Origin of the sequence: Allobaculum fili, from assembly GCF_020969955.1 — a bacterium.
GTDB lineage: Bacteria > Bacillota_I > Bacilli_A > Erysipelotrichales > Erysipelotrichaceae > Allobaculum > Allobaculum fili.
In genome coordinates this window covers 29609-52931 of record NZ_JAHDSX010000002.1, presented here as the reverse complement: position 1 = coordinate 52931, position 23323 = coordinate 29609, and the positions used below count along the sequence as shown (strand labels likewise).

Annotated in this window: 19 protein-coding genes; 3 read left to right on the top strand and 16 right to left on the bottom strand. The window is 49.5% G+C overall.

All coding sequences use genetic code 11. The features are described from left to right. Positions 1-85: 85 nt before the first annotated feature. The 14 genes from Afil_RS00950 to ruvA all read right to left on the bottom strand — a co-directional run bounded on the left by Afil_RS00950 (position 86) and on the right by ruvA (position 16779). A complete protein-coding gene (locus Afil_RS00950) occupies positions 86-2470 on the bottom strand; it encodes a phage/plasmid primase, P4 family (protein WP_230266660.1) in 2385 nt (794 codons plus the stop codon). Positions 2471-2576: 106 nt separating this feature from the next. Further along, on the bottom strand, positions 2577-2933 hold the full coding sequence (locus Afil_RS00945) for a hypothetical protein (protein WP_230266659.1): 357 nt from the start codon (positions 2931-2933) through the stop codon (positions 2577-2579). Beyond that, positions 2926-3669, bottom strand: a complete 744-nt coding sequence (locus Afil_RS00940) for a phage antirepressor KilAC domain-containing protein (RefSeq protein ID WP_230266658.1) — start codon at positions 3667-3669, stop codon at positions 2926-2928. Before Afil_RS00940 ends, Afil_RS00945 begins: the two co-directional genes overlap by 8 nt. Then, a complete protein-coding gene (locus tag Afil_RS00935; protein ID WP_230266657.1) occupies positions 3666-4031 on the bottom strand; it encodes a hypothetical protein in 366 nt (121 codons plus the stop codon). The genes Afil_RS00940 and Afil_RS00935 overlap by 4 nt, the downstream gene beginning before the upstream one ends. Beyond that, a complete protein-coding gene (locus Afil_RS00930) occupies positions 4028-4492 on the bottom strand; it encodes a sigma-70 RNA polymerase sigma factor region 4 domain-containing protein (protein ID WP_230266656.1) in 465 nt (154 codons plus the stop codon). The genes Afil_RS00935 and Afil_RS00930 overlap by 4 nt, the downstream gene beginning before the upstream one ends. 350 nt (positions 4493-4842) lie before the next feature. Beyond that, complete coding sequence (locus Afil_RS00925) at positions 4843-6780, bottom strand: ImmA/IrrE family metallo-endopeptidase (protein ID WP_230266655.1); 1938 nt, start codon at positions 6778-6780, stop codon at positions 4843-4845. A 406-nt stretch (positions 6781-7186) separates the two neighbouring features. Then, positions 7187-7666, bottom strand: coding sequence for a hypothetical protein (locus tag Afil_RS00920; protein WP_230266654.1), 480 nt, complete (start codon positions 7664-7666; stop codon positions 7187-7189). 483 nt (positions 7667-8149) lie between these two features. Continuing rightward, a complete protein-coding gene (locus Afil_RS00915; RefSeq protein WP_230266653.1) occupies positions 8150-8614 on the bottom strand; it encodes a hypothetical protein in 465 nt (154 codons plus the stop codon). A 298-nt stretch (positions 8615-8912) separates the two neighbouring features. Next, the gene (locus Afil_RS00910) at positions 8913-11126 is read right to left on the bottom strand and encodes a RelA/SpoT family protein (RefSeq protein ID WP_230266652.1); all 2214 of its coding nucleotides are present in this window, start codon (positions 11124-11126) and stop codon (positions 8913-8915) included. A gap of 386 nt (positions 11127-11512) precedes the next feature. Next, on the bottom strand, positions 11513-12034 hold the full coding sequence (locus Afil_RS00905) for an adenine phosphoribosyltransferase (protein WP_230266651.1): 522 nt from the start codon (positions 12032-12034) through the stop codon (positions 11513-11515). A 225-nt stretch (positions 12035-12259) separates the two neighbouring features. Continuing rightward, positions 12260-13885 (bottom strand): single-stranded-DNA-specific exonuclease RecJ, encoded by a 1626-nt coding sequence (locus Afil_RS00900; protein ID WP_230266650.1) that lies wholly within the window; start codon positions 13883-13885, stop codon positions 12260-12262. Positions 13886-14099: 214 nt separating this feature from the next. Next, a complete protein-coding gene (locus Afil_RS00895; protein WP_230266649.1) occupies positions 14100-14603 on the bottom strand; it encodes a hypothetical protein in 504 nt (167 codons plus the stop codon). A gap of 183 nt (positions 14604-14786) precedes the next feature. After that, a complete protein-coding gene (gene ruvB / locus Afil_RS00890; RefSeq protein WP_230266648.1) occupies positions 14787-15818 on the bottom strand; it encodes a Holliday junction branch migration DNA helicase RuvB in 1032 nt (343 codons plus the stop codon). Between the two features lie 361 nt (positions 15819-16179). Further along, positions 16180-16779 carry a Holliday junction branch migration protein RuvA gene (gene ruvA, locus Afil_RS00885; RefSeq protein ID WP_230266647.1) on the bottom strand — a complete coding sequence of 200 codons (600 nt, stop codon included), beginning with the start codon at positions 16777-16779 and terminating at the stop codon, positions 16180-16182. A gap of 557 nt (positions 16780-17336) precedes the next feature. Here ruvA and serC point away from each other — a divergent pair. The 3 genes from serC to Afil_RS00870 are packed head-to-tail and all read left to right on the top strand — an operon-like array spanning position 17337 to position 20829. Further along, complete coding sequence (serC, locus tag Afil_RS00880) at positions 17337-18419, top strand: 3-phosphoserine/phosphohydroxythreonine transaminase (protein WP_230266646.1); 1083 nt, start codon at positions 17337-17339, stop codon at positions 18417-18419. Continuing rightward, positions 18416-19588 carry a phosphoglycerate dehydrogenase gene (locus tag Afil_RS00875; RefSeq protein WP_230266645.1) on the top strand — a complete coding sequence of 391 codons (1173 nt, stop codon included), beginning with the start codon at positions 18416-18418 and terminating at the stop codon, positions 19586-19588. The genes serC and Afil_RS00875 overlap by 4 nt, the downstream gene beginning before the upstream one ends. Then, on the top strand, positions 19588-20829 hold the full coding sequence (locus tag Afil_RS00870) for a DUF1015 domain-containing protein (protein WP_230266644.1): 1242 nt from the start codon (positions 19588-19590) through the stop codon (positions 20827-20829). The genes Afil_RS00875 and Afil_RS00870 overlap by 1 nt, the downstream gene beginning before the upstream one ends. Positions 20830-21144: 315 nt before the next feature. On the opposite strand, the gene Afil_RS00865 is transcribed toward Afil_RS00870, so the two are convergent. Then, a complete protein-coding gene (locus tag Afil_RS00865) occupies positions 21145-21903 on the bottom strand; it encodes an exodeoxyribonuclease III (RefSeq protein ID WP_230266643.1) in 759 nt (252 codons plus the stop codon). A gap of 53 nt (positions 21904-21956) precedes the next feature. After that, positions 21957-23057, bottom strand: a complete 1101-nt coding sequence (locus Afil_RS00860) for a glycosyltransferase family 2 protein (RefSeq protein WP_230266642.1) — start codon at positions 23055-23057, stop codon at positions 21957-21959. Positions 23058-23323 lie beyond the last annotated feature (266 nt).

Genomic DNA, 23323 nt, shown 5'->3' with positions numbered 1-23323 from the left:
AAGAGGGATAGGTAAAGGAGAAATAAGCATGTCGGAGAAAAGCTTTGCCGTACATGAAGCCGACATAATTGTGTTTATGCTGTCACTAGAAAGGCAAATCAGGATCGTCTAGGAAGGAAAAATCCTCTTCTTGAGACGAACATGTGTTGGTGGATTCTGCCGTATTGTTTGCAGGAGACTCTTCAGAGCTTTCAGGCGAAAACTCAGAATTCGTATCATCTGATCCGGTAACACGTGATCGATATTCGTGGATCGCTTCATCCGTGAGCCGGATACAGTTGAAAAATCGTCCGGTGTTTTTGCGTTGGACTAAAGCCGGATAAGGTTTGTTGAGCTCAGAAGAGAGCTGCTTTCGAAACTCGGAAGAAGACTTGGCTCTTCGTCCATTGTCCTGGCACCAACGAGCGTAGATGTCATAGACCTTACCCGATGTACACCAAGGTTCCATGCAGCTGGTATCATCTGTGATCTCCAAACACTCCGCCATGAAGGCAAGAATACTGTTGTTGTCCTGCCTAAACTCCTGACGCAGCCCGATGCTGGTGGACGGCTCGGTGTAGCGATACTCATTTTCAACCACTTCTTTAGCTGCCAGCACCGCTTTAAAAATGACCCCTTGTCGTTCCGCTAGCATCTTGTCGATGAGCTCAACATCCTGCTTCTCTTTAGGAATAACGTTGTTACATTCCAGAGGCAAAATCCGGTCATATACCCACGAGCCATCATCACCACCAAATCGAGGGAGCCTGTTTCCGCAATACCAGAGCACACCTTTGTAGACAAACTCAAATGCGGCTTCTCCCTTGAACTCTGCTGGCAGCGAATCTCCACCCGTAGCTTTCTTGAAGATGTTGAGCTCTGGAACTCTGCTAAACCGCATATCGGCAGACCCACAGATCCGCTTTCCATACATCTGGGAAGTACCGAACCGCTTCTCAAGATCGTCCAACTCCATGGAGGTGCAATAGTACGAACCAATGGTCATCTCGACGAATTTGCGAATCTGGGATTTTCCAGTATCACCAGGACCAATCATGAATAGCGCCTTTTTCATCCGGTAACCGTGTATGTTGGAGATTGCAACACCCATGAACTGCATAACGAGTTTCTGGCTTTGAGAATCGCCTGGAAACAGGTCATCCATGTACTTGTCAAACACCGGAGTATCTTCTGGTTCTCCAGTCCACCGGCATGGAATTTGAATGGTGGAGTAGACGTCCGGACTGTGTTCGAAAAGCTCCAATGTCGGCAGATACAACAAGCCATTCTCAAAGTTGATGTAATCCTCGTTTCCGTCCAGCTGTTCGTGGGTTACATAATCCTTTTGCATCATGATCAAGCGCAAAGCCTCGTTGATGACGTGGCTGTTGACGAACATCGGGTCATATTCTTCGATCAGCCCTTTAAGCAAAGAGCGGAACATATCGTCGGAATAGCAAAAGTAGCGACCTTTTTCGTATACGTACTTTTGGGCGGTTTCTTTTCCGGAGTTCTTAACCTGGATGAAGTGATAACGCTCCTTGAGGCACTCTACCAGCTTGACGGGAGAGACCTTCGGACGCTTCTTGTCGTCCAGGACGATAAAGTCCGGCATTCCCTTATGGGGATCATAGAAATTGCCGTTCTGACCTTCTACAGCACCTGTGATGGTGCTGATTCGATAGTCGTCCCGCTCCCACTTTTGCCTGTACAGGGCAGAGTTGCGAAATGCGGTATCAATCAGACTGGGGCAGTTGCCAATCCGAAATGCAAGCATGCTGCATAGAGCTAAATCAGCCTCAGAATGGCTTCCGTAGTCGCTGATATCTCCCTGGTCGTACAGTTTTGCAAACTTGTCACTATTTTTGAATCTTCGGCAATCACAGATGATGTCGAATAACTCCTCATCATCTCCATCAATTTCCGGGACCATTTTTCGCTGCAGCTTCTTGCGCAGCATTTCATGCCGATACGTTACCAACACAGCTTGTGTCGATTCGCGCAGCGGGTATTCGTTGATGGCATCTCCTGTAAAGCAACAGAATCGCTTGGTGAGTCCGCCAACATACAGCTCCAGCTTCTTGTCGGGATGCTTGACGTAAAAGCGAGAGGACAGCTTTCCGTTTTCTGATGGAATCTGCGAGGGATCGCATTTGCCATAGATGTGATAGCCGTTTCCGCTCTGGGACTTTTCTGCATAGCTTTTGAAGCGAGTCATGAGCCTTTTTGTCAGGGAATCGTCAAGAGAGCGATTGTCGATGTCCAGGAAGAAATATCCAGCAGGCAAAACGAAGGCAACGCCTGCATAGTTTCGTTTCTCTTTAGCTTTCATGGCTTCTTCATAGGTCACATAAGTCGAGCCATGTTTATCTGGATCAGCGCTGGTAGCCTCGCCATAAGCGCCAATTGGAGTTTTCTTGCCGTTCTTGAGGGTCCAACAAATCCAGATATTTTGCTTTTTCAAATCTTCCAATTTGCTTACTCCTTTCATCTGTCTAGGCGACAAGACATGACGGATAAATCCGTATAAAATCGACCCATCCGCCAGACCTATAAATATATGGAAAGGCCCAAACGGACCTTTCCGGTTTTTTGTATTAGTTCAGTGGGATAAGACCAATGTCCTGAAGCATTCCGTGGATCAAAAGCTGACCAGCAATATTCCAGACAACGTCTTGATAGTGATGTCCGTTGGCAAAAAGCTGATAGCCGCCACTAGACTGCCAGGACGTACAGATCCATTGCTGAATTAGGTGAGCTTCCAGAAACTGATTAAGCAATGTGCCGGTAAAGCCATAGACTTCTGCGATTTCAGAAGTAGATCTGCCGTGGTCTGACAATTTCAGCTGCTCGAAGCTTTGCCCATCTGGAAGGACGGCTCTTATATGGTTGAGAGCGTGATCCGGGAAAAGCACCAGGAAAAATCCTGGCTCTTTATAATCGTGATCATTCATCGTCTTGGTCCCGCTCGACTTTTGGCAGGATTCCGAGCTTACTTTTGAGCAGCTCGTAGATGAATAAGCGCCCTTTCTGAGTCCAGTAGGTGTGAATGCCGGTGTGTCCGCCATTCTCCCAGGTGTGACTTTTTGTATATCCTTTGTCCGCGTACTGCTGGTAGAGCAGCCATGTTCCGGACTGTTTGAACTGGACTCCGAGTTCGTGCAGAAGACCATTGAGATGTTGGCCGGAGAAACCGTAGTCCTTAGCAATCTTCGAGATGGGCAGCGGATCTTTCGAGCGGAGCACCAGATCGTGATAGGTCGCTTTGGGCTGCAGCTCGGAGATCACCTGGTCTTTGATGGAGCAGTCGAGCAACAGCGCAGAGCATTTCTGCTCCAGCTTGGCAACGGTCTGCTTGGAGAAAGCAAGGGCTCTGGCCATCACGGTTTCCGGATCGTTCCAGGCTTTTTCGACTTCGATCAGATATTTACGGATGACCCGTCCGCCTTCGGTACGCTGGAGCATGCAGAGTTCTTTAGCCATGTCGATGGTCAGGTCATGATCGACTGTGGGACGGCCACCGGAACTTTTTCTCATTTTTGAGAAAAAGTCCTTTCCGTCTTCGAAGCCGTATTCACACGCTCTGGAGAACCAGTCGGCATATTTCGACTTAACGCCCAGTGCCTGATGGAGCGCGCGACCCTCGATGTAGGGTTCGTTTTCGGTGTTGTAGCGGATCAATTCGTTCATGCTGCCTCCTTGTTTTCTTTGACGACGGGAAGAAACCCATCCTTCATGAAGTCCAGCAGAAGTTTGATTCGACCTGCTGGTGTGATTCTCAGCTGACCTTTTCGGTCAACGACGCACAGACCCTGTGCAAGGTGTGTTGGATTGACGAACCCGTGATAAGTCCAATCCATGGCATCGAGCATTTCTTCCATCACAAACGGTGATTGATCGTAGTCTTTGGCGATCTGGATAATTCCGACTGGTGCGGGATTCTCAGTGATACGATGGAGCAGAGAGAAGATTGCTTCTTCGTCTTCGGCTTTTAAGAAAAGGTCGATGCTGGCTTTCAGCATTTCCTGGCTGATTGCTTCCAAGTTTTTCATTTGGATACCTCCTCACTGGTTAGCCACGAGAATGGGGACTGCGTGACAGCTTTTTTCATTTTTGTTCGAACACGCTCCAGTCTTTTTCTGACTGTTGTAGCTTTGAGATCGTGCATCGCGGCATACTCTTGAGTGGTGCAGACACGATCGTAGGCGACGGAGAGGAACAGGTCTTTCTCGTATTCGTCCAAGACCTGGTCAATCCAGGCGTGGATGTCTTCTTCGAGGATCTTGTTGGAGACCGTCTCTTCGAGCGATGGAGCATTGGCGGCTACCTGGTCCCACAGATAAAGTGTTGCTTCGTCGGTTCCGTTATAACGGCCATCAAGATGGCGGGTTTCACGGTGCCAGATGTTGTATTCCGGCTTGTTGATGTTTTCTTCGAACCACTCCTGGTCATAGGGGCATTCTTCTGGGTTTACTGGGATTTCGATGTAGTTGTCTTCATATCTGATGAGCACTTTTCCGACTCGGTCCCACCGACCGGAAAACAAAAAACCTGCAGACTGAGTCCGCAGGCATACAGAAAAAGACGTAGTAAAGATGACGGACTCGGCATTCGGTTTAATGAATCCAGTCCGGTGGCCACCGTGTAGGATTTTGACTTTCTAGAGGCATTGGCTGCCTCGCATAGTCAGAATACGTGGGTGACGGAAATGGTGAAAGGCACTTCAAGTGCCCAATGATTGTGGTGAAGCAACGTACAACTAATGCTTTAAATAAAGTACGAGCACAAAAAAAGCCTCCGAACAATGGTTGGTTTCCGCGTTCTGGAGGTTTTTACAGGGGTTGATTTGGTTACTTGAAATACCTAATCCAACGGATTTCCTAGAGGTTTTATATCGCACCAGGCTAGATATGCGTTGGCGACTTCGAGTGAATCATATGTATAGTTCTGCAATATCTCATCGTAGCAAGATTGCGTTTCAGAATTATTGAGGTGTTTTCCACCGGCTTCCAAAAGAGCAAGTGAAAGCTTGTATGGCAATTTCATACCAAAACAAAGGCAGATGAGCGTCTCGAGTTTTGGCTCCTCGGTTTTGCTAGAAAGGATATTTTTGAACGCACTTTCGCTTATATGACCCTGATAGGCTATGGCTTCAGTAGTATATCCAGACCACTTTTTTAGAGTTTTGGTATCGGCGCTCAACTCTTGAACAAGTGTCCGCAGTGTATTGCGAATATCGTCACTTTGTTTCTTGATCCACTGCATTGCTTCCTGGTTGGTTGGGTTTGTCAGAATGATCTGTTTCACCTTTTTAAAAGTATCAACAGGAACAGCACGATTCGGGTTTTGGATGGATGAATTGTCTCCATAAGAATTTCGAGATTTGTTTTCGTTAAAAACAAGGCAGAATTCATCCATATGCATTCGGGCATACTCAGATAAATTTGATGGACTGACCGGCGAACATAAATTTGGTTTCACTAGGCACACGTGACCGTCAATATGCTTAATGATGTTGAGATCGTGGGCTTCTTTCATTGTAGGATTCTCTTCTAGCCACTGTTCAAACTCTTCTAAAGAAATGTCATAGGTTTGACCAAATCGCAGTTCCCAATCACGAAGAAGGTATGGATCGCAATAGGAAGATAAGCCAACAGACTTTTTGTTTGGACACCGATAAAAGCCGTCTAAGTTTTTTGCCCCTTCTTCTTTGAGGCGGATCGCAAAAAGCTGAGGAGATACGTTATATTTTTTTGCCAATGATCGGATTACAGAGTCTGCCGCATCTAGTTGAAAACACCCGGGATCTGATTGAATCACCTTTTCAAATTCAGCATGGGCTAACTCCAGTAAGTTATCACTGGATGGAACCAGCACGAGTGGGGAAATCTTATTGGATTGCCACTCGCGAATTTGACAGTAATCACCGTGTTCATAGCCTTGCATTGTGCTTTTTCGACAAGTTATGCTCGGCAGCTCATGTCCTAATAGTCTCTGCAAATAGAATGATGCTCGATGCAAATACCAGTGCAAGCACTCATGAACTAATGTGTTGTTGTGCCGATTGCTAGAGTGGCCCGTATAAACCACCACAGTTCCAGGAGTAGCGTTTTCCTGTGAGCAAGTATCGGTCCACATATTGTAATCGGTGTATGTTCCATCACTGAAGAAGATTTGTCCGTCAATTTCATGACGGCACAGGGTACTGATCAGTTTAACGGTCAGCCTCATATTTTCCGCCAACTTCATGAGGTCGATTTCTTTGCCACGTTCACATTCAGGGTTGGAATAATAGCAGTCCTCCAGGAATCTACATGCGACAGCGTTAAGGTCGTGAGATGTAATTTGGGGGAGAAGTTTGTCTGAGTAGAACAGGCCATTTTCCGGAAGTCTTGCTTTGAAGTATTCAAAAGGATCTTCAGAAATGATCAGTGAAGAATCGCAGATTTGAAACCAGGTGAGATCGTCTTTGATATCCGCCTCGAGCTTAAGATAGGCTCCAGTGTGTTGGTCAGCAGCGTAGACATCCCAGTCGGCATTTCCATCATTATCCATTGTCACTTCATAACAAGCGAAATGAACATCGACCAGGAGATGTGCGATAATTTTCGACATTGAAGAAAATTCTAGCTCGCATTCAAGCAGAGTGAAATCAGACTTAATGACTGGTTGTTTGCACCAATTATTCTTGAACTCACAAATCTGATTAAACAAATCTGTCAAATCTTCAGAAATCCGCTCCTCGATTTTTCCTTTATATACTTTCAACAGATAAGCTTTGAAGTCATCCATGGTTTTCACATTAACACCCTCTTTCTCTTTAATTCTTGAACGAGAAACAAAATGCAGATAGGACCCTATCTGCAAATTATACGTAATTCGGTTGTTCTGGAGCTTTTATCCCTGTTCGAAAATTATATACGGTTTAGGGTCAAAATAACAGAAATACTGTATTTTTTCCACAAAACCCCACCGTATCAGGAGAGAGGCTTTTAGAAAGTTCTTAAATGTTGGAGGATAACCAAAAGTGCTTTACCTATCGCTGAATTGAAGGGGCTTGAGATAAGGTAGAAACCCCGAGAGATACCATCTGTGGAGGTCAGAAAAGCTCCCTTTCAAGAAGAACACGTTTGTTTATTTCACGTGTCTGCTCGCCGGGGAGCTTATCATTTTTTGGAAACGGTTCTTTTCCCAGAGATCAATGGAATTACTCGCACATCAGCTTATTGGCGATCTGCGATTTGAAACGGGAGAAAACCAGATCCTCGTCGCTGACTTTCTCTTTTCCAAGAATGTCGGTTAAACGTTCTTTGGGATCATCAAAGACGATGCTGGCCTGGAGGAGATTCCCTTCCGTCTTCAAATCGATTTTGTCTTCTGGTATTCCATATGCCTGAGCCATATCCGACTTCATGGACTCGCCATACTGATCCAGCAGATCCTGTCCTTCCACACCGGCGGATCCAAGATCATAGATCACAACGTATTCCATCGAGTTCACCATTTCATCTTTGAAAGGAGCTTTTATAATAACCTTCACGATCGGGTTTTCCTGTGAAACGGTGCAGGTCAGCACCTCCGCTTTGACCTCACTTCCTGCTGGCTTCGAACTGCTGCATCCTGCCAGCAGTGTGCCCGCTATGAGTAAAGCGGATGCGACAGCGCGGCCATTCTTTCTCTTTCTCATTTAAAATACCTCTCTTCGCGTTTTCTTATCCTGTCGGATCGCATGCGATCCAGCAGGCATTTTCTTTCCTGAAGGGTAAATTATCCAGGTTGAATCCAGTATACCCTATGGCACGTTTTGACATTTTCAGGGGGGGGAAGCACTCAATCCTTATGGAACACCTGTATCTGGCTCGATTTTCAAAAAGGATCGAAATATGATTTTGCTTTTTTTGAAAGTATTCTTCTTTCCCCTTAAAGTTCATCCGTTTCGTACAGCTTTATTCAGCTTTCCTCATCTTGAGCGCGCAAAATCCGGGCGGAAAAGATGTCTTCGAAATGGAGCTCGTTCTTTCGCACAATATTAAGCGCACCAGAAACTTTCCCCCTTTGTTCTTCTGCTCTGCTGAGGGTTCGGCTTTGTGTGAGAGGGGCGGGCGTCCACAAAAAACCGTTTCTTCCCCAACAGGAAGAAACGGTTTTGCATACAGCGGGAAGCTTTGAACTATTCACAGGTGAACTGTGCTTCGAGCTGTGCTTTGGCTGTGGAAAAAACGAGATCGCTGTCTTTGACTTCCTCTTCTCCAAGAACACTGCTGAAGAATTTCTTAGGATCCTTAAGCGATACTGTGACACTGAGCTTTGATCCGTCCGCGGTAACGTTCAGATCCTCTTCGTCGATTCCCAGCTCTTGGGCTACCTGGCTTTTAATCATACTGCCATACAGGTCTATCAGCTGTTCACCGTCAACCCCCGCAGACGAGAGGTCCATAGTAATGGCGATGTCCATGCTGCTGATCTGTGCGTTTTCGGAGGGCGCGTTCAGAACAACCTGAATGGTCTGACCTTCCTGTTCTGCGGTGCACGTGGTCATAACCGCTTTTGCGCCGTCGGAACCGCCGGAACCGCTGCATCCTGCCAGCAGCATACCTGCTGCAAGAAGACCCGCAGCAAAACGTTTTTTAAACATACGATTCTCCTTCTGTCTCTCTTTTCCTTTTGAGCTTTCCGGTCAAGCAGCCAGAAGCCGCAAAGGGACGCACACCTTCAGAACTGCGAATTTCCAGTGCCCCACGGAAACAGAAAGATCTGCCCGATTTGAAAACTCTCTGAAAGCGCCGCCTCAATATGGGTATTGTATCGAATGACGATCGATTTTCGAAACAAACCTTTCCGTCGATATCAATTTCTAGTATTGCTCAACTGTTTTGTACAAACTGTCCGATCTTGCGGTCAATGGCCTTTTCTTGTGCAGGGCGGGCAGCGGCTTACAGGATGACACGGGTGACCGAAAGGACGGAGCGAACCTTGCGCAGATTGGCGATCAGACGTTCAAGAGATTCGGAATTCCGCACCATGATTTCAATTTTGGTCGTCGCGGTCAGCGAATCGCTATTGACGGTTGAATTGATGGCCCGTATGGAAATGCCGTTTTGCTGGAAAACCGTAACGAGATCCGAAAGCAGATAATTGCGATCATTGGATTCGATCTGCAGGTGAACCGGATACGTTTTGTCTTCGAGATTATCGCCCCAGGCGACAGGAATCAGACGCTTTGACTCCTTGGCAATGTTCGGGCAGTCCCTGCAGTGAACTTTGACGCCATGACCCTTGGTGATGTAGCCGACGACTTCATCGCCGGGGATCGGCGAGCAGCAGGGCGAAAGGGACACTTTGATCGTGTCGATGCCCGGTACGACGATGCCGCAGTCGGACACTTTTTCCTTTTTCTCGTTTTTCGAGAACAGCTTGATGATTTCTTCGTTGTCATCGACGGCCGCCTTAGTCGTGTTCAGACGTTCAATGACGACCGCAGTCGGAATGCGTTTGGCGGCAATGCCCGCGTACAGGTCGTCGCTCGTTTTAAAGGAAAGGCTCTGCAAAATCGAGTCGATTTTCTTGGATGTACGGACGATGGACGGATCGAGTCCGGCCTTTTTCATGTCGTCCATTAACATTTCCTGTCCTTTGCGAACATCTTCGCGCTTGTCTTTCTGCGCCTGTTTCTGGAAAAAAGCACGGATCTTGTTTCGGGCGTGGGCGCTCTTGACGATCTTGATCCAGTCGGGCGAAGGGCCGGCCGACGCTTTGTTGGTCATGATCGAAACCACATCGCCGGTTTTGAGGGGAGTATTGAGCGGAACGATGCCGCCGTTGACCTGTGCGCCGACAGTATGGTTGCCGACTTCGGTATGAATGCGATAGGCAAAGTCAATGGGCGTCGCCCCGCTGGGCAGCGAGATGACTTTGCCGCGCGGGGTGAAGCAGTAGACGTTGGCTTCGAAAATGTCCTTCTGCACCGTGTTCATGTATTCGAGCGGATCTTCACTGTCTTCGTCGGTGATGATGGAGAAATCGCGGAACCAGGAAAGCTTGTCTTCCATTTCCCTCGTCTGCATCCCCTCGTCCATGCCAGACTTGTTTTCCTTGTACAGCCAGTGGGCGGCGACACCTTTTTCGGCAACGGAATCCATCTCTTCGGTACGGATCTGGATTTCAAACGTGCTGCCGGATGCCGAGGAGATGACCGTTGTGTGCAGGGACTGATACAGGTTGCTTTTTGGCATCGCGATGTAGTCCTTGAAGCGGCCAGGGATTGGCGTATAGGTGGCGTGAATGTAGCCGAGAATTTCGTAGCAGTGCGCGATGGAATCGGTAATGATTCGAATCGCCTGCAAGTCGAGAATTTCTTCGAAGCGTTTGTGCTTGGTGACCATCTTTTTATGGATGGAGTAGAAGTGCTTGGAGCGGCCGAAAATACGGTATGGAATATGGTAATTGTCGAGAATGGTCTTGATGTCGTTGATCATCTCGGTAACCTGCTCGTTACGTTCGCTTTCGCGGTTGGCGACGAGCTGCTTGATGTTCTGGTATTCTCTTGGATCGAGATACTTGAAGCTCAGATCTTCGAGTTCGTTTTTTACCTGCGAAATACCAAGACGATGGGCGATCGGCGCGTACACCTGGAGCGTTTCGCGGGCGATGCGCTTCTGCGCGGATTCGGACTGGTATTCCAGTGTGCGCATGTTATGAAGACGGTCAGCCAGTTTGATCAGAATGACGCGGACGTCCTTGGCCATCGCGATAAAGATTTTGCGGTGATTGCTGGCCTGGTATTCCTTTTCGTCCTTGAATTCCTTTTTGATCTTTCCAATTTTGGTGACGGCTTCGACCAGATCGGCGATTTCCGTAGAAAATTCCTGTTCCAGAATTTCGTACGTAACATCATCGCAGTCTTCAAGCGTGTCATGGAGCAGACCGGCGGCAATGGTTTTGGGCGAACAGTGCAGTCCAGCCAGAATGTCGGCGACCTGAATGACGTGAACCGTATACGGTTCGCCCGATCTTCGCTTCTGTCCCTCGTGGGCATGATCTGCGAATTTCCAGGCTTTTTCGATCAGCTCAAGATTTTCTTTGCGATGAATGTAGGTCTGAATATGTTCCATACATTCTTCAATCGTGACGCTGTGTTTAGTCGCCATAGGTGCCTCCTTTTTATCTTCTGATTCGTACGGGTTTCCTTATGACAGATGCGCTCTTTGCTGCTCTAGCGTTGGGAGCGCCGTAAGCCAAAGCGATGGTCAATCGTTTCCGTTTTTGGAATGAGAACATTCTGTCACGTTTTAAAACGGATATATGAACGAGCAGCCGGAATTTATTTCCCGGCTGCTGATTATTCTTCATATTATGTGAAATCTTGGTTTTTTTAAATCGTTTTTGGAAAAGCTTACTCGATTTACTTGTTTTTTCAATCGGAAATGCCTGTCCTATACATTTTCAACATATGGCCAGCCTCTTCCCTTTTCAAAACAAATTCAGAATCGGATTTCCTGTGCTTTAAAAAATCGGCGTGTCCTTTTACGGCCGTCTATTCGCCTTCGTAGTGAACGAGGGAAAGAACCGGCGTATCGCCGAATTTCGCGCGGGCCTTGAGGTCATCGAGTTCGACAACGAACGCGAAGCCGACTACTTCGGAGCCTTCCTTGCGAACCATGCTGGCGATCGCTTCGCACGTTCCGCCCGTTGCGAGCAGGTCATCCACGATCAGAACGCGGCTTCCCGGTTTGAGATCTTCCGCATGCATCTGCAGGGAATCTTCGCCGTATTCGAGCGTGTATGTTTCCGTAATGGTACGACGCGGGAGTTTGCCCGGTTTGCGTACGGGAATGAACGGAATTTTCGCGTCCATGGCGGCTGGAATGCCGAACATGAAGCCGCGGGCTTCCGGAGCCACGATGACATCCGCGTTTACTTCTTTGGCAAAATTTCCGATTTCAGTCGCAGTCTGCGCGAGCGCTTCCGGATCGGCAAGGATCGGCGTGATATCCCGGAAAATGATGCCTTCTTTTGGAAATCCGGGAATCGAAGCGATTCTGGTTTTTAAATCCATAGTTGTATTTTCTCCTGGCTGCTTTGCAGCACTTCTTCTTTTTTCACACTGTTCCATCCAAGAGGAACAGAACATCAAGCGTACCGAATTTCTGAGCTTCTGTACAGTCTGATTGTACCGGTATTTTTTTCGAGTGCGCTCTGCAGCTGCGAGATCTCTGCACAAATTTGCACATATGCCGCTTTAAACCGACACGCTTTCCTGCAGAAAACGACTTTTTTCCGATCAGATTTCGTAGACGATTTCGTCGATCATGAACTCGGCTTTTCGCGTACCGTTCCAGGTCGAGATGGAAATCGAGCCGATCAGCTTTTCAATGCCTTCCTGTTTGGCCAGCTTATCCGTAGAGGTCTGGTTGAAATGAATCGCGTTGATGCCGCCATCGAGATAAAAGCGGCGATGACGGCCTTGCGAAAAGTCGAAGCTTTTAAGAATCAGCGGCTGATCGATTTCAAATGCGGGCATTTTAAAGCCGGTTCCAAACGGACGAATCGCCTGCAGAGAATCCATGTTTTCAACGGTGATGTCCGACACTTCGATTTCCATCGGTTCAGCCGGCATTTTGGTCCGCACCATTTTGGAGGCGTTTTTGATCAGAAAGCTTCGAAAATCCTCGACTTTACCCGCCGGCAGGGCGAATCCCGCTGCCTGTGCGTGACCGCCAAGGGCAAGAAAGCCATCGTATTTCTGCAGGAATTCCAGGCAGTGATAGCCTTCGGGAGCGCGCATGCTGAATTTGGCTACATCGCCGTTTAAGGTTCCGACAATCGCCGGCTTATCGAACTGGGAGCTCAGCCGGCCGGCCGCCAGACCGATAATGCCTTCATGGAAATTCGGGGAAATCGCAAAGAGAATGGCGGAAAGCGGATTAATTTCCGCAAGCGCCTGGCTTTGCACCTGATACGTCATTTCTTTGCGCGCTTCGTTGATTTCCATTACACGCGCAGCGTATTTCTGAATTTCGATCGGATTCGTGCTTTCCATGTAGCGGACAAACGTATTCACTTTGGCCCGGTCGCTCAGACGGCCCAGGGCGTTGATGCAAGGAGCAACCTGAAAGGAAATATCCGTTTCACACACTGGATAGGAGCGAATGAACGGATCAAAATGCGGTTCGTGATGGGCGTTGAGCGCCTTGAGACCTTCCTGAATAATCGATCGGGTTTCCTTAAAGACAGGCATGCAGTCGGCAATCGAAGCGACCGCCGCATAGATCAGAAATTTTTCTTCCTCTATGCCTAACGCCCGTACGCATTCAAAGGCGACGCCAGCACCGCACAATACATCAAAGTCTTCGCCCATTTTCATCGGGTGAACGAGCAGCGTGCAGTCCGGTTCATCTTCGTACAGATGATGATCGGTAACGATCACATCCACGCCAAGTTCTCTGGCTTGTTCCAGCGCGGAACCAGCCGATACGCCGTTATCGACCGTGATGATCAAGTCATAGCTGGCTTTTGCTGCCTTTTCAACGGTCTGCTCACTTAAGCCGTATCCTTCTTTTAAGCGGTCGGGAATGTAGTACATCGTTTCCAGGCCATACCGTTTCAGGCCCTGATACAAAATAATCGTCGACATAATGCCGTCGCAGTCGTAATCGCCCGCGATCAGCACTTTCTGGCCCTTTTCTCTCGCCTCTTCCATACGCTTTACAAAGTCCTGCATGCATTTAGCCGTGCAGACGGGACGAAGCGGGGAGGGATGAAGAATTTCGTCCCGCTCTTTTTCATCGAGATGGGCGTGATTCAAAATCTTGTACGCCAGACCCGAAAGAACGGGTGTCCTTTGTTCTGAATGGGAAGCGGCGGAGGACAAATCTGCCGTTCCCGCGGTTGTTTTTTCATTTTTCATAGGCATCTCCATTATATCCACGCCCTTTTTCTCCACCCCGAACGGACGATTCGTGCTGCTACGCTCGGTGCGAAAAAGAAAGGATTCTTTTCTGGAAAGCCAGTCGGGCGTAAAGCGGAAAACGGGAAAGAGCCGCTGCTCCTTCCCGTAAATCGGTCTGTACATCTGTTTTCGATGGTTTAAACACCGCTTTTCTTTTGCCGATCTGGCGATCCTACTCGGGCAGACAGGCAAACTGCGCATCCTGTTCGAGGGCGGCTTCAATTTCGTCGAGATCGAGTCCGTCTGCGCTCAGACCAAGGGAGGCAAACAGAGCGGGGATGTTCTGAATTGTCGCGCTGGCGATATAGCCATCATCTTCTCGCTTCACTTTGACCAGATCGGCCTGAATGCCAAGCGTCTGCGCAAGGGCATCCGCAATCAGCGCGCTTTTTGTTTTGGAGCCGTCGCTGTCCCCTTCCTGCAAAGGGACCCGATAGCCGGTCAGCTGCTGATCGAAATCGTGCGGATACTTCATGGTAATTTCCAGAAGTTCGACCTGGCTCTGTTCGGAAGGTGCGCTCATACGAAGAGAAAGACTTCCGTTCTCGTTGGTCTGCGTACAGCTGACGGTCCGTCTGGACGAACCGCAGGCGCTCAGCAAAGGCACGCCCAAAACGAGCAGAACTGCCAGAGCGGTTTCAGAAAGCGTAGAGGAAAGCCGCGAAACGGATCGCATAGTTCGTTCTCCTTTTCAGTATGGAAAATTCGTGAGAGAGCGTAAGAAAACGCGCAGGGAAAGCCGCGCGATCTTCTTAAACTCTGTCTTTGTTAGATGGGCTGTTCTGGTGGTAGCGTACGGATTGACCGTACGGATTTCCAGTACAGATTTGCCGCGTCTGTCCATTCGCCGGATTTGTCCTTAATCCTGCGAATCGTCTTCTGCCTCGTCGTGCAAAGCCGACTCGGTAATGTGCAGATGGGCGTACGCTTTCGGCGTAGCAATACGGCCGCGCGGGGTCCGGTTAATCAGACCGGTCTGCAGCAGAAACGGCTCGTACATGTCTTCGAGTGTCGCCGCGTCTTCGCCAATGGAACTGGCGAGGGCTTCTACACCGACGGGTCCGCCGCCAAAGCGGAAAATGATGCCTTCGAGATATTTGCGGTCCACCTGATCCAGACCAAGATCGTCGACTTTCATGCGGTCGAGCGCATCACCGGCCACATCAAGGGAAATGTGTCCGCCGTTATACACCTGGGCAAAGTCGCGGATGCGGCGGAGCAGGCGGTTGGCGATACGCGGCGTACCGCGCGAGCGTCTGGCCACTTCGCCAATCGCATCATCTTCAATCGATGTGTTGAGAATGCCCGACGTACGGCTGACGATCTTTTCGAGATCGGCCTGCGCGTAATATTCGAGCGGCAGCACGATGCCAAAGCGGTCGCGCAGCGGCGCGGAAAGATCGCCGGCACGGGTTGTTGCGCCGACCAGCGTAAAGGGCGGCAGAGCCAGACGGATCGAATGGGCTGAAGCGCCTTCCTTTCCGACCACAATATCGAGATAAAAGTCTTCCATCGCCGAATAGAGAATTTCTTCAATCTGGCGCGGAATGCGGTGAATTTCATCAATAAAGAGCACATCGCCGGCTTCCAGCGTCGATAAAATCGCCGCCAGATCACCGGATTTCTGAATCGCCGGACCGGAAGCGGTCACGAGATTGCCGTTCATTTCATGGGCGATGATCATCGCCAGGGTCGTCTTTCCCAGTCCGGGAGGTCCGTATAAAAGGACGTGGTCCAGAACTTCGCTGCGGCTTCTGGCCGCCTGAATGTAGACGTTAAGATTTTGTTTCAGTTCCTGCTGGCCAATGTATTCCGCCAGCGTTGCCGGACGCAGCGCCTGATCTTTGTCTTCGGTCTGCTCGGCTGCATCTACAAGACGTTCTTCTTCCATAGGTCCTCCTTTCTTTCACTTTCCGATCGAGACGCCAGAAACTGCGCCGGATCGGGGGCTTTACTTTATGAGTACTGGAATCCATTCGTTCCAGTTTTTCTTTTGGGTACGTATTCTTTTGCGGATCGTTTTTTTCAGAACCGTTTGATTCCGTTCGGACCCGATTCGTTTCGGATCTGGTTCCTCTGGATTTCTCTCTGCTCTTTTATTCAGAAAATGTTACCGATTTCATTTTCGGCCTTCTATGAAGAGAGACCCAAACGGATCCCTAATAAATAAATAAATATGGTAGAAATTTGTTCAGACAGAACGAAATTGTTGTAAGGTTAAACGCGTTTGGACTTGACGATCCGGGCGCCTCTCAGACGCCTTTTTTTCTGCGCGCCAGTTCACGCAGCGCAAAGCGTAAAAGCGCGTCGGTCTGCGGATACTGCGCCAGCTGTTCGTTCAGCTTCAGACTGTCGATTTCCGGCTGACGATAGCCCAGCGATAACAGGGCATCGCTGACTTCCGCGACAACGGGATCGGATGGAGCAGCACTGTCCTTGGATTTGGGCTTGTCTTCGGGAAGAACGACTTTTCCCTTGAGATCGAGCAGAATCTGGCCAGCGGTTTTGGCACCGATGCCCGGCAGCTTTTTGAGTGCTGCGGCATCGCCGTTTTCAATCGCCCGGATAATGGACGATTCATTCGAGGCGGCAAGCATGTTGAGCGCCATTTTGCATCCAATGCCCTTGACCTGAATCAGGAGTACGAACAGATCGTAAAGCGCTTCGCTTTCAAAGCCGTACAGGCACTGATCGTCTTCCTTGAACTGCTGATAACAATATAAAGAGAGAGCCTGGCCTGGCGCGTAGCTTTTGGCCGCGGGCACATAGACGATGAAGCCGATCGGTCCGCACTGAAGAATCAGACTGTCTTTTCGCGTTTTTAAAACGGTTCCTTCCAGATATCCAATCATAGGCCTTCCTCCCTGTTTTTCTCGCTGTTTCCGTCGCTTTCCATTCGACTCAATACGCCGAATTTCCCTGTGCATTTTCGCGCTCGGACCAGCCTTCCCATTATACCAAATCCACTGCCGCCTGCCGTTTCCCATTTTCCGGCAGCCTTTTGCCGTACACGAGCGCATGGAGCGGTTGTCAGCTTCTGCATGCGCCGGCTGAACAGAGCACGGTTTTTCTTTCTGTTTTGTACGCGAATGGACGTTCATTCGAGGCAAAAGACGGTTACGCGGCGTATTTTCCGCACGCATCGCCCAATTCGGATTGGATTCGCCCTTTTGAAAGCCATCTCTGTTTTCTGAACCAATTTTTCTTTCAGAAAGCAAGTCCGGAAAAATGAAAATTTTCACATTTGCGTACACTCTCAGGCGAATTTTAGTAAAAAGCCGATCCAGATTTTTTGACTTTCCCTTCGAGTGATATAACTTACATATTCCTCTTGAGATCACGAATCGTGAACGCTGTACACGATTTCTGATCGATACAGGAATCTGGAAATTTAGAAACGGAGATCAAAATGAGTAAAGTGTATAACTTTTCTGCAGGCCCGGCCTGTATGCCTGAATGGGTGCTGAAAACAGCAGCCGATGAAATGCTGGATGCCAGAGGATCTGGAATGAGCGTGATGGAAATGTCTCACCGTTCCAAGGCCTTCGAATCCATTCTTCAGGAAACCAAAGATACCATTCGTCGTCTGGCCAGCATTCCGGAAGACTACGAAATCCTCTTCCTGCAGGGAGGCGGAAACCTTCAGTTCTCCATGGTTCCAATGAACTTCAACAAAAACGGAGCTGATATCATCAACACCGGTCAGTGGACAAAGAAAGCCATCGCAGAAGCGAAAAAACTTGGCCGTGTTCATCTTGCCGGAGACAGCAGCGACAAAACGTTCACATATATTCCAAAAATTACCCAGGAAGATCTGGATCCGGATACAGACTACGTCTACATCTGCGAAAACAACACCATCTACGGAACAAAGTACAAAAATCTGCCGCCTCATGAAGGCAAGCGTCTGATTGCAGACCTTTCGAGCTGCATTTTCACTGAACCGCTAGATGTCACCCAGTATGACATGATCTTTGCGGGCGCCCAGAAAAATCTCGGTCCTGCCGGCGTTACTCTGGTCATCATCAAGAAAGACCTGCTCGATGAGCAGCGCGACGATATTCCTTCGGCCATGCTCGACTACAAGACTTACGTAGACCACGATTCCATGTACAACACGCCTCCTACATACGGCATTTACATGGTCGGCCTTGTCTGCAAATGGCTCGAAGAACAGATCGGCGGTCTGGAAAACATGGAAAAGATCAATCAGGAAAAAGCCGGCCTTCTCTATGACTACCTCGATAACTCCAAGATGTTCTCTAACCCGGTAGCGGTAGAAGACCGTTCCCTGGTCAACATCCCGTTCGTAACCGGCGATCCGGAACTCGATAAAGAATTCATCGCCAAAGCCAAAGAAGCCGGTTTTGAAAACCTGAAAGGTCACCGTACCGTCGGCGGCATGCGCGCTTCCATTTACAACGCCATGCCTGTAGAAGGCGTAAAAGCCCTTGTCGACTTTATGAAAGCATTTGAAGAGGAACACGTATGAGAACCATTTCTTTACTGAACGCGATTTCGGACAAAGGAACCGCAGTATTTGACGAAACCTACACGTATGAAGCCAACGCCGCCAACCCGGACGCCATCATGGTCCGCAGTGCGGATCTGCATAACCTGGATTATCCAGAAACACTGAAAGCCATCGCCCGTGCCGGCGCCGGCGTCAACAACATCGATCTTGACGAATGCACAAAACGCGGCATCGCCGTATTCAATACGCCGGGTGCCAACGCCAACGCCGTTAAGGAACTCGTAATTGCCGGACTGCTTCTCGCCAGCCGCGATCTGTATCACGGTATGGAATGGGTTAACACCCAGGCCGGCAGCGAAACGCTTGCCAAAGACGTAGAAAAGCAGAAAAAGAAATACGCCGGCAACGAAATCGCCGGAAAGAAACTCGGTGTCATCGGTCTTGGCGCCATCGGAAGCAAGCTGGCCAACACCGCGCTCCATCTCGATATGAACGTTATGGGCTATGACCCTTACCTTTCCGTTGAATCCGCTCTGAAACTCTCCCGCTGGGTAGAGCACAAGACAGATCTCAAAGATCTGCTTGCGGATGCCGACTTCGTCTCCCTCCATCTGCCGCTGCTCGATTCCACACGCGGCCTGATCAACAAGGAAACCATCGCCCAGATGAAAGACGGCGTGAAAATCATGAACTTCGCGCGCGGCGGACTCGTTAACGATGACGATATCCTCGAAGCGCTCGATTCCGGAAAAGTCGCTCTGTACGTAACTGACTTCCCAGACGCCAAGCTCGCCGGACATCCTGGTGTCATTGCTCTGCCGCACCTCGGTGCAAGCACGGCTGAATCCGAAGAAAACTGCGCCGTTGCGGCTGCAAAGGAACTGCGTGCCTACCTCGAAGAAGGCAGCATCATCAACTCCGTCAACCTGCCAAACGTATCTCTCGAACTGAGAATGCCGTACCGTGTCGGCGTCATCCATTCCAACAAGCCGAAAGTGCTCTCCAGAATGACTGACATCCTGTCCGCAAACGGATCCAACATCGAAAACCTCCTGAACAAATCCCGCGGCAACATTTCCTACACCATTCTCGATCTCGAAGAAAAACCGACCGAAGAATCCCTGGAAGCCATCCGCAGCCTGGATGAAGTCATCCGCGTAAACCTCTTTGAAAAGGATGCGAAGTAATGATCTTCTCTTCTGCTGATATCCTCATTCCGGCCAACGGCAACTTCAGGGACTGGGCGGTTGTCGCCTGCGACCAGTATTCCAGCAATCCCGAATACTGGAACTCGGTGGCGAAATCAATCCAGGATTCCCCAAGTACGCTGAATCTGATCCTCCCGGAAGCCTGGCTGGAAACGAAACAGGGCGAAGCCCATCAGGCAACAATTGCCCAGAACATGTCGAGCTACTTAAACGACGGCGTGCTCAAAGAACTCAGGGACTGCCTGATTTATGTAGAACGTACGCTCGTCGACGGTTCGATCCGTAAAGGTCTGGTCGGCGCGCTTGATCTCGAAGAATACGACTACCATTGCCCGACGGATCGTCCGATCCGTGCAACGGAAGCCACGATTCTGGAACGCATTCCGCCGCGTGCCCAGATTCGCCGCGATGCCATTCTTGAATTCCCGCACATTCTTCTGCTTCAGAACGATGCCGAAGACGCGCTGTTCAAGCAGCTTCACGCCATTCGGGAAACTCTGCCGGTTCTTTACGATTTTGACCTCATGAAAGACGGCGGCCACATCACTGGACGCATCATTCAGGGCGAAGAAAAAGATCTCGTCTGCGCCTGGATTTCCGAATACGAAACCCGTTCTTCCCTGCCCAATCCGCTCGTTTATGCGGTCGGCGATGGAAACCATTCTCTTGCCGCTGCCAAAACGATCTGGGAAGAAATCAAGCCGACACTTACAGAAGAAGAAAAGCGCGTTCATCCGGCCCGTTTCGCCTTAGCCGAACTGGAAAACCTGCAGGATGAAGCCCAGAAGTTCGAACCGATTCACCGCATCATCAAAAATACCGATCCGGCTGGGCTGATCGCTTATTTCAACGAGAAAGCACCCGCTCAGGGCGGTTACCCCATCGAATGGGCAGCCGGGGGCGAAAACGGTACGATCGTTCTCGACGATGCGATTTCCCCGCTTCCTCTGGCTGTGCTTCAGAAGCAGCTGGACGAGTGGCTGGCCGAAAACGAAGGAACGATCGATTACATCCATGGCGAAAAAGATCTCGAAGATCTGGCCTCGCAGGATGGATCCATCGGATTCTTCCTTCCAAAAATCGAACGGGATTCCCTGTTTGAAACCATCGAAGCCGACGGTTCGCTTCCGCGTAAGACGTTCTCTATGGGTCATGCTCAGGAAAAGCGCTACTACCTGGAAGGCAAGCGCCTCCGTTTCAAAGACGAATCCGATTCCTGAATTTGTCCCTCCTGAAATTCATCTGTTAAAAATCAAGCCTGAGAAACTGCTCATGCAGCCTCTCAGGCTTTTTCCTTTGTTCTCTCTCTGGATCAGTTTTCATTTCCGATTAGCGACATTCTGGACCAGTTTTCAATACACCAGAACGGATGCCATGATTTTGGCTTTTCCGACGCTTTCCATTCGCCCTGTATTTCATAACGCCATCAAAAAGCGGCCCGGCTGACTGTCCTGTCAGACCGGGCCGTCTGTTTTTGATTTGGCAAATCCGCTCGCGGCAGGCGAACAGAAGAAATCTCAGCTGAGAAAAAGCCTTTATTCTTCTGGAAGATCGATCGTAAGCAGAACCGGACAGTGATCGCTGCCGTACAGATCACCAAGAATTTCGATGTCCTCCACCTTGTCCATGAGGTCCCTGGAAGCCAGCCAGTAATCGATTCGCCAGCCGGCATTGCGATCGCGGCTGCGTTTCTGGTAGGACCACCAGGAATAATCGCGGCCCTCTGGCTTCAGAACGCGGTACACGTCAGCCAGATCGGACAGGTAGTTCGTTTCAAAACTGTTTCTTTCCTGTTCAGAATAGCCGGCGCTTCCTTCTCCATCGGCCTCATCCCAGATATCCTGCGCAGTGCGCGCAACGTTGAAATCCCCGCACACCAACAGAGGAAGATCGATGGAGCGAAGATAGTCGGTAAACGCCTTGTCAAAGCGAAGACGGTAGTCGATTCGTTTCAGATTTTCCTGCGAGTTGGGCACGTAAACGCAGACGACCGCAAAGTGTTCAAAATATGCGGTAATCACGCGGCCTTCCTGATCGAATTCTTCGATCCCGATTCCCCGGACGACTTTTTTTGCTTCCATGCGGGAGGCAATCATCGTTCCGGAATAGCCTTTCTTTACGGCTGAATTCACGTACTGATACGGATAAAGATCAGGATTCAGTTCAATCTGATCTTCCGTCGCCTTAATTTCCTGAAAGCAGACAATGTCCGCATTCAGATAATCCAGCATCTGCTCCAGGCCCTTTCGAGCCAGAGCCCGGATTCCATTCACATTCCAGGTAAGAAGTTCCATCACTTTACCCTTCTTTCTATAAGCTTTCCGTTATTAGGGAAAGCTCAGGATTCTTATTCGTTCGCTGGATCAGCGGGTCTAACCGTATCGTCTGCATCCGCTTCTCCTGCCTGTATCCTTTTTTGATCTGCACGCTGCGGCGCGGATCCGTAATCCTCTCGATCCGCATACAGGCGGACAGAACGGCGGCGGCCATGATGCAAAGCCGACGCGGGCGCATCGTCATCGAGGTTCGTTCTGGCGCACAAATAGATCGGACGATCCTTGATTTCGAGATACATGCGGGAAATGTACTGACTGAGCACCCCGATCGAAAGCAGCTGAATCCCCCCAATCAGCATAATTATGCATACCGTAGACGCCCAGCCCTGCACCGGATCGCCAAAGCAGATTTTGCGCACGACAATCACGATGATCATCACAAACGCTACTAAGGAAAAGAGTACGCCTAAAGCTGCCGCAAACTGAAGCGGAACGGTCGAAAAAGAAACGATGCCGGTAATGGCGTATTTAAACAGCTTCCAGAACGACCACTTGGTCTCGCCGGCTGCCCGCTTGATGTTTTCGTATTCGAGCCATTTGGTTTTGAATCCAACCCAGCCAAAGATGCCTTTGGAAAAGCGGTTGTATTCTTCAAGTTCCAGAATGGCGTTCACAAATTCGCGGTTCATCATACGGTAGTCCCGGGCGCCGTCGACCATGTCCACATCGCTCATTCGATTCATCAGCTGATAAAAACGGCGCGCAAAAAAGGAAACGATTTTCGGCTCGCCTTTTCGGGTCACGCGCCGGGTAGCGACAGAGTCATAGCCTTCCTTTTCGATCGCATCAATCATTTCAGGAAGCAGTGCGGGCGGATCCTGCAGGTCAGCGTCCATGATGACCGTCAGATCGCCGTCTGAGTTTTCCAGACCGGCGTAAATGGCGCTTTCCTTGCCAAAGTTGCGGGAAAAGGAAATGTAGCGAACGCGCGGATCGATTTTGGCGATCTCCAGAATTTCCTTCATCGTATTGTCTTTGGATCCGTCATCTACCAGCAGAAACTCAAAAGTATGACCTTCAATGGCGTCGGTCGTCTTCACCAGCGTTTCATACAGCAATGGGATCATGGCCTGCTCATTGTAGCAGGGCACGATAATAGAAATTTTAGACATATTTCACCTATACCTGAAAATTTTAACACAGATCCTATCGTTCCCAAATCTTCCCCGGATACCGGATATTCTTATGCTCTTTCGGTATCCGAAGAAGCAGCTGCAGCAGGAGGGCTCTGTCTTGTCGCATTTTGAACCGGCTTTGCGATTCTCTGTCTCATTTTACAATATCCGCTTTTTCTAAGGCAGATTTCCCGGCAATCGTAAGAAAGACGCCGTCAATTTCCTTTCTCTTTTTGGATACAGAAAAGCGGCGGTTCGTCCTG